Source organism: Pseudomonas sp. FBF18 (assembly GCF_024261405.1).
Classification (GTDB): domain Bacteria; phylum Pseudomonadota; class Gammaproteobacteria; order Pseudomonadales; family Pseudomonadaceae; genus Aquipseudomonas; species Aquipseudomonas palmensis.
On record NZ_QKRS01000006.1, the window covers coordinates 69,750 to 81,663 of the forward strand.

Below are 11,914 nucleotides of genomic sequence, written 5' to 3' on the forward strand. Positions count from 1 at the left end.
GGAGTGGGCATTTTCCTGATGATAGCGATGGCTGCGGGGCTGGTGGCCTGGCAACAGGGCTGGCGCCTGCCGGCTGCCTGGAACCCGTGGGCGGTGCTGGACGTCAAGGCGCCCCCGAACCTGCTGACCCCCTACAAGCTGAGCCGCCTGCAGGATGACCCCAGGCTTTGCGAACAGGCCCTGGCCACCTCGACGCTGCGCTACAGCAAGCAGGCCGACAGCGCGCCAGATGTGGCCTGCCCGCTGCACAACGTGGTGCGGGTGCAGGGCTCGGGCGTGCGCCTGAGCAGCAGTTTTCTGGCCAGTTGCCCAGTCGCGGTAGCCTTCGCGCTGTTCGAGCGCCACGGCCTGCAACCGGCCGCGCAGCGTGCATTCGGCCAGGCGGTGGTGCAGGTCGATCACCTGGGCAGTTTTGCCTGTCGCAATGTGTACGGGCGCAAGGAAGGGCGGCGCAGCCAGCATGCCAGCGCCAATGCGCTCGACATCGCCGGGTTCAGGCTGGCCGATGGGCAGCGCATCGAGGTGCTGCGCGACTGGCCGGGTGAGGGGGTGAAGGCAAAGTTTCTACGCGAGGTGCAGGCTGGCGGCTGCGACAGTTTCAACACGGTGCTGGGGCCTGACTACAACGCTGCCCACCGCAACCACTTCCACCTGGACATGGGCTTCTGGCAGATCTGCCGTTAGGCGGCGATGCGCACGTTGTTCAGTACCACCGGACGGGCCCAGCTGAGGTCGAACTCCAGCTCCGACTGCTGCTTGAGCAGCGTGGCCTGGTCGAACGGCTCCGGCGCCGGGTCGAGCAGGCTGGCTTCCAGCTCCGCGATCGGCAGGTGCAGCGGGTAGGGTTGCGGCGCCGGGCCTGGCTGCGGCAGCGGATGACCCTGGCTCATCACCACCGGGCGCACCCAGTTGTTGCTGATGTCCAGCTGGCGCTGCTGCTCTACCAGTTCCAGCGCGCTGAATGGCGGCGCAGGCTTGTCCAGCAGGTCCAGTTCGAATTCGGCAATCGGCAGGAACAGCGGCTCGGGCGGGGCGACGATGGTGTCGTGCACGTCGCACAGGCGCTGGCTGTGGATCTGCGCCAGGGTCTGGCTGCCGGCAATCGGTTCGCCGGTGACGGTGTCGACCTCGGGGACCGCCAGCTGACCTTCCTGCGCACCTTCACCCTGCTGCTCTGCCAACGCCTGGGCAAAGAAGTCCTGCCACAGGTGGCTGACGCCGCCGAGGGTCTGGGTGTTGTGCCGGGCAAAGTCGCCGACGGGCGACAAATAACCGGAAGGGAGCTGAAGAATGTCTGACATGGCAGTCGAAGGCTGTCCGGGTCTGGCAAAATAGCGATTACTGCGGTTATCGGCACAGGCCGGCAATCATTTAATTTTTTTGTGTGGGGAAGGTGAGCGGTGGAGCAACTGGCGGACGGCGGTATCCGGGTCGAGGCGTTGGCTGCCGAGTATCAGGCACAGGCCGAGCACTGGGCGGTGCGCCTGGGCTTGCCGCTGCAGGATGCATCGGCGGCCTTTGCCGTGCAGGTGGGCGAGACCGGCCTGCAGATCCAGCAGTTGGGCCCGCAGGCACCGGGCCCGGTGCGGGTGGATTTCGTCGAGGGCGCGGCGGCCCATCGTCGGGTGTTCGGCGGGGGCAGCGGGCAGATGATCGCCAAGGCGGTCGGCATCGCCCAGGGCGTGCGTCCACGGGTGCTGGATGCCACGGCAGGACTGGGCAAGGACGCCTTCGTGCTGGCCAGCCTGGGCTGCCAGATGCAACTGATCGAGCGCCAGCCGCTGGTGGCGGCGCTGCTCGAGGATGGCCTGGCGCGTGCGGCAGCGGATGCCGAGGTGGGCCCCATCGTGGCCCGCATGCAACTGCTGGCAGGCAACTCCATCGAGCGCATGCGCGACTGGCAGGGCGAACCGCCGCAGGTGATCTACCTCGATCCGATGTTCCCGCACCGCGACAAGAGCGCCCTGGTGAAAAAGGAGATGCGCGTATTCCGCCCGCTGGTGGGCGATGACCTGGATGCCCCGGCACTGCTGGAGGCCGCCCTGGCCCTGGCCAGCCACCGGGTGGTGGTCAAGCGCCCGCGCAAGGCGCCGATCATCGACGGGCCCAAGCCCAGCCATAGCCTGGAAGGCAAGTCGAGCCGCTACGACATCTACCCCAAGAAAGCCCTCAAGCCCTGACTAGGGGCGGTAGGCCCGCAAAAACACCGCCACCACGTCCTGCACATGTGCCTCGGCAGCCTCGGCGTCCAGCGCCGGGGAGTAGCCGAGCAGCAGGCGATAGTTCGGCGCCCCCTTGAGCAGGCAGAAGAAGTGCTCGGCCGCCCTGGCCGGCTGCTCGATACGCAGCAGGCCATGCTGGTCGACGCGCTGCAGCAGTGCTTCCATCTCGCGCAGCACGCGCAACGGGCCGGCTTCGAAGAAGATCTGGCTGAGCTTGGGGTCCTGGGTGCCCAGGGCCATGATCAGGCGGCTGAGCTTGACCGATTGATCGCTGTTGATCAGCGCCTGGAAGCCGCGCCCGATGTTCAGCAGGACCTGCTCCACCGACGTGCCTTCGGTCAGTTCGAAGAACAGTTCGGGCAACTGGGCCGTGCAGGTGGCCACGATCGCCGAGGAGAACAGTGTCTCCTTGTCGTTGAAGTGGCTGTAGACCGTCAGTTTCGAAACCCCTGCCGCATTCGCGACCGCATCCATGCTGGTGTTGGCGTAACCGTGGGTGAGAAACAGGGCTTTGGCCGCCTCGAGGATGGCCTGGCGCTTGGCGAGGTCCTTGGGCCGGCCGGGGCCGTTGGGGGCGCTGGTTTCGTTTGGCATGAATGACACGTACAGGTTCGTTAAGGGGTACAGGGTACACCGTGGTCGCCGCCTGGGGGCTGCAATCTGCGCTTTGAACGCCTATCAGCGCCAGTGATGGCGGGTGGAAGTGGCTTTTTCGGCTCCACGGAGGGCCCAGGCGGCAGGTCCAGGTGTCAGTTCGGTGCGTGCGACGACCCTGAAATTTCTGTCCGACAATCGCTTCCCGGCGCCGTTGCGCTGATTTACTATACCCGCCGGTATAAATATTAGATGCGCTACTCACGGAAGGTTCTCGATCATGTTGCGCCATGCCTTGCCCCTTGCATTCCCGCTTACCCTTGCCTTGCTGCTGAGCGGCTGCGGGCAGGAGAGTCCCCCGCCAAGCACCCTGCGCCCGGCCATGGTGGTGCAGCCGCAGCTGTCCACGGCGGCGGTCGACAGCTACCCCGGCGAAGTGCGCGCCCGGCTCGAGCCGGAGTTGGCGTTTCGTATTCCCGGCAAGGTCAGCAAGCGCCTGGTGGAGGAGGGCCAGCGGGTAAAGGCCGACCAGCCATTGGCCGAGCTCGACCCGCAGGACGTGCGCCTGCAGCTGGAGGCCAGCCGCGCGCAGATGGCAGCGGCCCAAGCCAACCTGAGCCTGGTCAAGGCCGAGCGCGACCGCTACCAGACCCTGCTGGAACGCCAGATGGTCAGCCGCTCGCAGTTCGACAACGCCGAAAACCTGTACCGCGCAGGCCTGGCGCGGGCCAACCAGGTGCGCGCCGAATTCGATGTGGCCGGCAACCAGGCCGGCTATTCGGTGCTGCGCGCGCCACAGGACGGGGTGGTGGCCAAGCGTCAGGTCGAGGTGGGCCAGGTGGTGGCTGCCGGGCAGACCGTGTTCACCCTGGCCGCCGATGGCGAGCGCGAGGTGCTGATCAGCCTGCCGGAGCAGAACTTCGGCCGCTTCAAGGTCGGCCAGCCGGTGTCGGTGGAGCTGTGGTCGCAACCGGATACGCGCTTCGAGGGTCGCATCCGCGAGCTGTCGCCGGCCGCCGACCCGCGGTCACGTACCTTCGCTGCGCGCATCGCGTTCGCGGCCGGCAAGGTGCCCGCAGAACTGGGGCAGAGCGCACGGGTGTTCATCCAGCACGCCGAGCAGGTGCCGCTGGCGGTGCCGCTGTCGGCCCTGAGCGCCGAGAACGGCCAGACCTACGTGTGGCGGGTGGAGCCTGACAATACGCTCAAGCGCACCGTGGTGCGGGTTGGCGCCTACGGCCAGGCCAGCGTGCCGGTGCTCGAAGGCCTCAAGCCCACCGATTGGGTGGTGGCGGCTGGCGGCCATGTGCTGCACGAAGGGCAGCAGATACGACCGGTGGACCGGTCCAATCGCGTGGTGAATCTGGCGGCCAAGGAGTAAGTCCCGATGGGTTTCAACCTTTCCGCCTGGGCGCTGCGCAATCGCCAGATCGTGCTGTTCCTGATGGTGCTGCTGGCCCTGGTCGGCACGCTTTCGTATACCAAGCTGGGCCAGAGCGAAGACCCGCCGTTCACCTTCAAGGCCATGGTGATCAAGACCAACTGGCCGGGGGCGAGCGCCGAGGAAGTCTCGCGCCAGGTCACCGAACGCATCGAGAAGAAGCTGATGGAGACAGGCGAGTACGAGAAGATCGTCTCGTTCTCGCGCCCTGGTGAGTCCCAGGTCACTTTCATGGCCCGCGACTCGATGCATTCCAAGGATGTTCCCGAGCTGTGGTACCAGATCCGCAAGAAGGTCGCGGACATTCGCCACACCTTGCCGCCGGGTATCCAGGGGCCGTTCTTCAACGACGAGTTCGGCACCACCTTCGGCAATATCTATGCACTGACCGGTGAAGGTTTCGACTACGCGGTGCTCAAGGACTACGCCGACCGCGTGCAGATCCAGCTGCAACGGGTAAAGGATGTGGGCAAGGTCGAGCTGCTCGGCCTGCAGGACGAGAAGATCTGGATCGAGCTGTCGAACCTCAAGCTGGCGACCCTGGGCCTGCCGCTCGAAGCTGTGCAGCAGGCGCTGGAGGAACAGAATGCGGTGACCACCGCAGGCTTTTTCGAAACTCCCAGCGAGCGCCTACAACTGCGCGTGAGCGGGCGTTTCGAGACGGTGGAGCAGATCGAGCAGTTCCCCATTCGGGTGGGCGAGCGCACCTTCCGTATCAGCGATGTGGCCGATGTGCGCCGCGGTTTCAACGATCCGCCCGCGCCACGCATGCGCTTCATGGGCGAAGACGCCATCGGCCTGGCGGTATCGATGAAGGCCGGTGGTGACATCCTGGTGCTGGGCAAGGCCCTTGAGGTCGAGTTTGCCCGTATCTCGGCCAATCTGCCGGCCGGCATGCAGCTGCGCAAGGTGTCCGACCAGCCGGCCGCCGTGAAAACCGGGGTAGGCGAGTTCGTGCAGGTGCTGGTGGAAGCACTGGCCATCGTGCTGCTGGTGAGCTTCTTCTCGCTGGGCATGCGCACCGGCCTGGTGGTGGCGCTGGCGATTCCGCTGGTGCTGGCGATGACGTTTGCCGCGATGTATTACCTCGGGATCGGCCTGCACAAGATTTCCCTGGGGGCGCTGGTGCTGGCGCTGGGGCTGTTGGTGGATGACGCGATCATTGCGGTGGAGATGATGGCGATCAAGATGGAGCAGGGCTTCGATCGCTTCAAGGCCGCCAGCTACGCCTGGACCAGCACCGCCTTCCCGATGCTCACCGGCACCCTGATCACCGCGGCGGGCTTTCTGCCGATTGCCACGGCGCAGTCGGGCACGGGCGAGTACACCCGCTCGATCTTCCAGGTGGTGACCATTGCCCTGATTGCCTCGTGGATCGCCGCCGTGGTGTTCGTGCCGTACCTGGGCGAGCGGCTGCTGCCAGACCTGGCCAAGCTGCACGCGGCCAAGCACGGCACCACCGATGGCGCCACCGACCCCTATGGCACGCCGTTCTACCAGCGTGTACGGCGGCTGGTGGGCTGGTGCGTGGCGCACCGCAAGACCGTGATCGTGGCGACCCTGGGCCTGTTCGTGCTCAGCGTGCTGTCGTTTCGCTTCGTGCCCCAGCAGTTCTTCCCGGCCTCCGGACGGCTGGAGCTGATGGTCGACCTGAAGCTGGCCGAGGGCGCCTCGCTGAGCAACACCGCCGAGCAGGTCACGCGCCTGGAGGCCCTGCTCAAGGAGCGCGCCGGCATCGACAACTATGTGGCCTACGTGGGCACCGGCTCGCCGCGCTTCTACCTGCCCCTGGACCAGCAGTTGCCGGCGACCAGCTTCGCCCAGTTCGTGGTGCTGGCCAAGACCATCGAGGAGCGCGAGGCGCTGCGCAGCTGGCTGATCGAGACCCTGAACGAGCAGTTCCCGGACCTGCGTTCGCGGGTCACGCGCCTGGAAAACGGCCCGCCCGTGGGCTACCCGGTGCAGTTCCGGGTCACCGGCGAGCACATCGAGGAGGTGCGTGCACTGGCGCGCAAGGTGGCGGCCCGGGTGCGCGAGAACCCGCATGTGGTGAACGTGCACCTGGACTGGGAAGAGCCGAGCAAGGTGATCTACCTGAGTATCGACCAGGACCGTGCCCGGGCCCTGGGGATCAGCACCGCGCACCTGGCCAAGTTCCTGCAAAGCTCGCTGACCGGTTCGTCGGTCAGCCAGTTCCGCGAAGACAACGAGCTGATCGAGATCCTGCTGCGCGGCACGCGCCAGGAGCGCACCGAGCTGACCAACCTGTCGAGCCTGGCGGTGCCCACCGAGAATGGGCGCAGCGTTGCGCTGTCGCAGGTGGCGACGCTGGAGTACGGCTTCGAGGAAGGCATCATCTGGCACCGTAATCGCCTGCCGACGGTGACGGTACGTGCCGACATCTATGGCAAGGAGCAGCCGGCGACCCTGGTCAAGCAGATACTGCCGACCCTGGAGCCGGTGCGTGCCGAGCTGCCGGATGGCTACCTGCTGGAAGTGGGCGGTACGGTGGAGGATTCGACCCGCGGGCAGAACTCGGTGAATGCCGGGGTGCCACTGTTCATCGTGGTGGTGTTGAGCTTGCTGATGGTGCAGTTGCGCAGCTTCTCGCGCACGGTGATGGTGTTCCTCACCGCGCCATTGGGGCTGATCGGGGTGGTGCTGTTCCTGATGGTGTTCCGTCAGCCGTTCGGCTTCGTGGCGATGCTGGGCACCATTGCGCTGTCGGGGATGATCATGCGCAACTCGGTGATTCTGGTGGACCAGATCGAGCAGGACATCGCGGCCGGGCTGGACCGTTGGCAGGCGATCATCGAGGCCACGGTGCGGCGCTTCCGGCCGATCGTGCTGACCGCGCTGGCGGCGGTGCTGGCGATGATTCCGCTGTCGCGCAGCGTGTTCTTCGGGCCGATGGCGGTGGCGATCATGGGCGGGCTGATCGTGGCCACGGCGTTGACGCTGCTGTTCCTGCCGGCGCTGTATGCGGCGTGGTTCAAGGTGCGCAAGCCCTGAGAAGGCGTTCGCCGGCAAGGCCGGCTCCTACGGGGGCACTGCGCATCCTGTAGGAGCCGGCCTTGCCGGCGAAGGGCCCTAGAGGGCGCCGAAGACCTTCTTGGCCAGGCTGGTAGCCGCGGCCGCCGGGTTCTGGCGGATCGTCGCTTCCTGCTTGCCGATCATCTCGAACAGGCCATCCAGCGCCTGCTCGGTCACATAACCCTCGACGTTGGCGTTCTTGCTGTCCAGCAGGCCCAGCGACGAGGCCTGCCCGGCAAAGCTGTTGTACTGCTTGGCCAGGCCGACCTGGTCGGTGGCCTGCTTGACGATGGGCAGGAACTTGGCACGGATCTGCTCGCGGCTGGTCTTGTTCAGGTACTGGGTGGCCGAATCGTTGCCACCGCTGAGAATACCCTTGGCGTCGGCCACGCTCATCTTCTTGACCGCATCCACCAGCAACGCCTGGGCCTGCGGTACTGCCGCCTCGGCCGCCTTGTTCATGCTGGCCTCGAGCTGGTCGACCTCGGCGCCCATGCCGAATTTCTTCATGGCCTTGGCAGCCTTGCCCAGGTTGCCCGGCAGCTCGATGCGCACGTCCGGGTTGTTGCTGAAGCCGCCTGGGGTGCCCAGTTGCTTGACGGCAATCTGCGCGCCTTGGGTCAGGGCATCCTTGAGGCCGCCGGTGGCGTCCTTCTGCGACAGGTCGCCGAGTGACAGGGCCAGCGCACTGGCCGACAACAGCAGGCCGGCACACAGGCCGGTAAAGGTAAGAGCAGGGCGGAACATGGCAGCATCCTTATCCAAAGGCAAAAAGGGGATCAGCGAACGGCGTCGACCTTGATTCGTACAGGCTGGGCGTCGCTACCGTCCAGCTGCACGCCGTGGTGTTCGGTGTTGATGAACAGCAGCTTACCGTCCAGCTCGATGCGCGCGCTCACGGCATAGCGGTGGCCCGGCTTGACCTGTGCCGGGTCGTAGCTCAGGTGAAACGGCAGGGGCACCTGGCCTTTTACCGGGCCGCTCTGGTTGGCCAGGGTGACGGCTGGCGCATCGGCCAGCGACACGTCCTGCAGGCTGACGCTCAGGGTGGCTGCCGGTGGCAGGGCGATGCGCTGCAGGTAGAACACCTCGCCGTCCAGGCTGGCCTTGGAGGGTGACGGGGTGCTGCTGCAGGCGGCCAGCAGGCTGCCCAGCACAGCCAGGGTCAATTTCTTCATCGTGTACTCCTGTTCAGACTTGTTGCTCGGTGTGTTCGGTGGTTTCGTCGCTGCGCTGCAAGGCCACCTGGCGGATCGACAGGCGCACCTCGGCCGACAGCACGCGCTTGGCGGCGCCTTCGGCCAGCTCGCTGAGTTTTTCATGGTAGCCGAGCTTGCCCGCCGCATCCGGGCGCAGCACGCCCTGTTCGATCTGGGTCTGGATGAAGTGGCGGAACAGGCTCTTGTCGAAGAATTCCGGGGCGTTCAGGCCATGCAGGATCGACAGGCGCTGGGCCATGACCACGCACAGGTCTTCCAGCTCTTCGGCGCTGAGGGTGTGCTGGCCGCTGTTGAGCAGCAGCGCGGTGGCCATGTAGAAGCGCTGCAGGGTCTGGGTGATGGCCCGCGCCAGCAGGGTCAGCAGCACGAACTGGCGCGAACTCGGGGCCGGGCGCAGGTACACGCCGTTCTCGAAACGCAGCAGGCCCTGTTCGACGAATGCCTCCAGCCACTGGTCGATCACCCCGTCGAGCTCCTGGGCATCCCAGCGGATGAACAGCTCCGACTGCAGATACGGGTACAGCGCGTGGGTGTAGCGGCCGATCAGTTCGCGGCTGATGCGCGAGCTGCTCTGGAAGAAGCTCGCCAGCAGCGCCGGCAGGGCGAAGATGTGCAGTACGTTGTTGCGGTAGTAGGTCATCAGTACCGCGTTGTTTTCATCCAGGTACAGGATGCGCCCCAGCGCGTCCTGCTGCTCGGCCAGCAGGTCCATGCCGCGCACGTGGCCGATCAGCGCCAGGCCGTCGCCTTCGGGCAGGGTGGTATGGGCCGAGTAGGGCACCTGGCGCAGCAGCGCCAGGTACAGGTCCAGTACCCGCGCCAGGGCGCGTTCGTCCAGGGCCAGGCGGCTGGTGGACAGCAGCGCCAGGGCCACCAGGTTGACCGGGTTGATCGCGGCGGCCTCGTTCAGGTGCTGCGCGACCTTCTCGCCCAGGCGCGAGGTGGTTTCGTTGAGCCAGGCCGGGCGGAACTGCGGGCTGTGGTCCTGTTCGCGCCAGCCCGGTTGCTGCTGGTCGAGGAAGCTGGCCAGGCGGATCGGCTCGCCGAAGTTCACGGCCACCTGGCCGAAGCGCTGCTTGAGCGCGCCGATGACCTTGAAGATGTCGAAGATCGATTCCTTCTTCTTGCTCGCCCCGCGCAGCTCGCCCAGGTAGGTGCGGCCTTCGAGCACGCGCTCGTAGCCGATGTACACCGGCACGAACACGATCGGGGTGCGCGAGGAGCGCAGAAAACTGCGCAGGGTGATCGCCAGCATGCCGGTCTTGGGCTGCAGCATGCGCCCGGTGCGCGAGCGCCCGCCCTCGACGAAGTACTCCACCGGGAAGCCCTTGGTGAACAGGGTGTGCAGGTACTCGTTGAACACTGCGGTGTACAGCGGGTTGCCCTTGAAGGTGCGGCGCATGAAGAACGCACCGCCGCGGCGCAGCAGGCTGCCGATCACCGGCATGTTGAGGTTGATGCCGGCGGCGATGTGCGGCGGCGTCAGGCCGTTGCGAAACAGCAGGTACGACAGCAGCAGGTAGTCGATGTGGCTGCGATGGCAGGGCACGTAGATCACCTCGTGCCCCGGCGCGATGCCTTGCACCTGTTCGATATGGTTGACCTTGATGCCGTCGTAGATCTTGTTCCAGAACCAGCTCAGCACCACTTCGAGGAAGCGGATGGCGGTGTAGGTGTAGTCCGAGGCGATCTCGTTGCCATAGCGCAGGGCCTGGGCCTCGGCCTTGGCCAGCGGGATGTTCTCGCGCTGGGCCTCGTCGCTGATGGCCTGGCGTACCAGCGGGTCGTGGATCAGGCCCTTGACCAGGTTGCGCCGGTGCGAGATGTCGGGGCCGATGACGGCGGTCTTGAGGTTGCGAAAATGCACCCGCAGCAGGCGCTGGGCCATGCGCACGGTGCGCTCGTGGCCCTTGTTGTGCTCGACCAGCTCACGCAGATGGATCGGCGCGGAAAACTGCACGCGGGTCTTGCGCCCCAGGATCAGCACGGTGAGCAGCCGGCGCAGGCGCCCGGTGACGGCCCAGCTGTCGGCGAACAGCAGCTTCCACGGGCTCGATTCGCTGGCCGGCGACTGGCCCCAGAACACGCTGACCGGAATGATCTGCGCGTCCTGTTCGGCGTGCTGGCTGACCAGGTTGACCAGGCGCGTCAGCGTCGGCGGTGCGCCGCGCTTGTCGTGGCGGCCCAGCCAGTCGGGTTCGGGGGTCAGGTAGAAGAACGCCGCCGGCTCCATCATCGGGCCTACCGCCACGGGCAGCACCGGGCGCGGAAGCCCGGCTTTGGTGCATTCGCGGTCGAGCACGGCCAGATCGGTGAGCGCGGGTGATTGCAGCACGTAGAACACCGGACGGCTGCGGTCCAGGTTCAGCGAGAAGGATGACTGGTTGATGGTTTCGGAGCGCACCCACAGGTACAGCAGTCGGCGCAGGGCGCCGAAGATCAGGCGGCGCAAGGGGGAACGGGTCATTCGGTAGGTGCCCTGGGTAATGGGATTCGAGCAGATGCTCAGTAGGTTAGTGTGCCGTATCCGCGCAAGTTCAGCAAAAAGCGCCCCGGTCATGAAAATTGTTGAATGGCTGCGTTATAGTCGGTCCGCCACTTGCAGGACAAATCCGCAAGCGGCGTAGGTGGGGCCTGGTGAGGCCCTGCCGACAAGGCGATTCCAAAATAAAAATCCGGAGTAGTTCAGATGTCGTCTCGTGAGACTGGAAGTGTGAAGTGGTTCAATGACGCCAAGGGATATGGCTTCATTCAGCGTGAGGGCGGTGCGGATGTGTTCGTGCATTACCGCGCGATCCGCGGTGAAGGGCATCGCACCCTGCTGGAAGGGCAACAGGTCGAGTACAACCTGACCCAGGGCCAGAAAGGCCTGCAGGCCGAAGACGTAGTGGGGCTGTAAAGCGGCAGGCGCCAGCCTTGCTGGCGATGGGCTGCGCAGCAGCCCCTTGGCCCGGCGATGCCGGGCTTCGCCAGCAAGGCTGGCGCCTAAGCAGAGCCGGTCAACGGCTCAACTGGTACGCCAGGTGATCTCTTCCTCGCCATCGGCGCTGATGCGGATCCAGCGGTCGGCGTCTTCTTCACCTTCCTCTTCCACCCAGCTACCCGGCGCGCAGCGCACTTCGACATTGAGGGCGGCGAATGCGGCGCGGGCGCAGGCGATGTCGTCCTCCCACGGGGTCTGGTCGCTTTCCAGGTACAGGCTGTTCCATTTGCCCACAGCCTTGGGCAGCCAGGTAACAGGTACGTTACCGGCCTTGCACTTGTAGGTCTGGCCCTTCTGCTGCCAGTCGCTGCACGGGCCGAGGGCCTGGCCCAGCCAGGCGGCGATCTGCTTGTGATCGACGTCGGCGTCCTTCAGGTAAATCTCGATATCGGGTTGGCGCATGGGGCTCTCCGGGTGCGGC

Annotated in this window: 11 protein-coding genes; 5 read left to right on the top strand and 6 right to left on the bottom strand. The window is 65.8% G+C overall.

Going from position 1 to position 11,914, the window contains the following annotated elements:
* Positions 1–18: 18 nt before the first annotated feature.
* Positions 19–684: an extensin family protein gene (locus tag DN387_RS11575; protein ID WP_152644128.1), complete on the top strand. Its 666-nt coding sequence runs from the start codon at positions 19–21 to the stop codon at positions 682–684.
* Here DN387_RS11575 and DN387_RS11580 read toward each other — a convergent pair.
* Positions 681–1,301, bottom strand: a complete 621-nt coding sequence (locus tag DN387_RS11580) for a hypothetical protein (RefSeq protein WP_043863230.1) — start codon at positions 1,299–1,301, stop codon at positions 681–683. The genes DN387_RS11575 and DN387_RS11580 overlap by 4 nt on opposite strands.
* Positions 1,302–1,400: 99 nt before the next feature.
* On the opposite strand from DN387_RS11580, the gene DN387_RS11585 reads away from it, so the two are divergent.
* Entirely contained in the window at positions 1,401–2,180 is a 780-nt protein-coding gene (locus DN387_RS11585; RefSeq protein WP_043863231.1) for a class I SAM-dependent methyltransferase, read from the top strand.
* Here DN387_RS11585 and DN387_RS11590 read toward each other — a convergent pair whose 3' ends face one another.
* Complete coding sequence (locus DN387_RS11590) at positions 2,181–2,816, bottom strand: TetR/AcrR family transcriptional regulator (protein WP_043863232.1); 636 nt, start codon at positions 2,814–2,816, stop codon at positions 2,181–2,183.
* 280 nt (positions 2,817–3,096) lie between these two features.
* On the opposite strand from DN387_RS11590, the gene DN387_RS11595 reads away from it, so the two are divergent.
* The gene (locus tag DN387_RS11595) at positions 3,097–4,197 is read left to right on the top strand and encodes an efflux RND transporter periplasmic adaptor subunit (protein WP_043863233.1); all 1,101 of its coding nucleotides are present in this window, start codon (positions 3,097–3,099) and stop codon (positions 4,195–4,197) included.
* 6 nt (positions 4,198–4,203) lie between these two features.
* On the top strand, positions 4,204–7,269 hold the full coding sequence (locus tag DN387_RS11600; RefSeq protein ID WP_043863234.1) for an efflux RND transporter permease subunit: 3,066 nt from the start codon (positions 4,204–4,206) through the stop codon (positions 7,267–7,269).
* Between the two features lie 78 nt (positions 7,270–7,347).
* On the opposite strand, the gene DN387_RS11605 is transcribed toward DN387_RS11600, so the two are convergent.
* The 3 genes from DN387_RS11605 to plsB are packed head-to-tail and all read right to left on the bottom strand — an operon-like array spanning position 7,348 to position 10,977.
* Positions 7,348–8,037: a DUF4197 domain-containing protein gene (locus DN387_RS11605; RefSeq protein WP_043863235.1), complete on the bottom strand. Its 690-nt coding sequence runs from the start codon at positions 8,035–8,037 to the stop codon at positions 7,348–7,350.
* Between the two features lie 32 nt (positions 8,038–8,069).
* Complete coding sequence (locus tag DN387_RS11610; RefSeq protein WP_043863236.1) at positions 8,070–8,468, bottom strand: YbaY family lipoprotein; 399 nt, start codon at positions 8,466–8,468, stop codon at positions 8,070–8,072.
* Positions 8,469–8,481: 13 nt separating this feature from the next.
* On the bottom strand, positions 8,482–10,977 hold the full coding sequence (gene plsB, locus DN387_RS11615) for a glycerol-3-phosphate 1-O-acyltransferase PlsB (protein WP_043863237.1): 2,496 nt from the start codon (positions 10,975–10,977) through the stop codon (positions 8,482–8,484).
* A 222-nt stretch (positions 10,978–11,199) separates the two neighbouring features.
* On the opposite strand from plsB, the gene DN387_RS11620 reads away from it, so the two are divergent.
* Positions 11,200–11,409, top strand: a complete 210-nt coding sequence (locus tag DN387_RS11620; protein ID WP_038996759.1) for a cold-shock protein — start codon at positions 11,200–11,202, stop codon at positions 11,407–11,409.
* Positions 11,410–11,517: 108 nt separating this feature from the next.
* Here DN387_RS11620 and DN387_RS11625 read toward each other — a convergent pair whose 3' ends face one another.
* A complete protein-coding gene (locus DN387_RS11625) occupies positions 11,518–11,895 on the bottom strand; it encodes a hypothetical protein (protein WP_043863238.1) in 378 nt (125 codons plus the stop codon).
* Between the last annotated feature and the right edge of the window lie 19 nt (positions 11,896–11,914).

Coding starts and splice junctions, on each gene's coding strand:
- DN387_RS11605 (WP_043863235.1), bottom strand. CDS start 8,037: ATGTTCCGCCCTGCTCTTACCTTTACCGGCCTGTGTGCCGGCCTGCTG.
- DN387_RS11610 (WP_043863236.1), bottom strand. CDS start 8,468: ATGAAGAAATTGACCCTGGCTGTGCTGGGCAGCCTGCTGGCCGCCTGC.
- DN387_RS11600 (WP_043863234.1), top strand. CDS start 4,204: ATGGGTTTCAACCTTTCCGCCTGGGCGCTGCGCAATCGCCAGATCGTG.
- DN387_RS11595 (WP_043863233.1), top strand. CDS start 3,097: ATGTTGCGCCATGCCTTGCCCCTTGCATTCCCGCTTACCCTTGCCTTG.
- DN387_RS11620 (WP_038996759.1), top strand. CDS start 11,200: ATGTCGTCTCGTGAGACTGGAAGTGTGAAGTGGTTCAATGACGCCAAG.
- DN387_RS11590 (WP_043863232.1), bottom strand. CDS start 2,816: ATGCCAAACGAAACCAGCGCCCCCAACGGCCCCGGCCGGCCCAAGGAC.
- DN387_RS11580 (WP_043863230.1), bottom strand. CDS start 1,301: ATGTCAGACATTCTTCAGCTCCCTTCCGGTTATTTGTCGCCCGTCGGC.
- plsB (WP_043863237.1), bottom strand. CDS start 10,977: ATGACCCGTTCCCCCTTGCGCCGCCTGATCTTCGGCGCCCTGCGCCGA.
- DN387_RS11625 (WP_043863238.1), bottom strand. CDS start 11,895: ATGCGCCAACCCGATATCGAGATTTACCTGAAGGACGCCGACGTCGAT.
- DN387_RS11575 (WP_152644128.1), top strand. CDS start 19: ATGATAGCGATGGCTGCGGGGCTGGTGGCCTGGCAACAGGGCTGGCGC.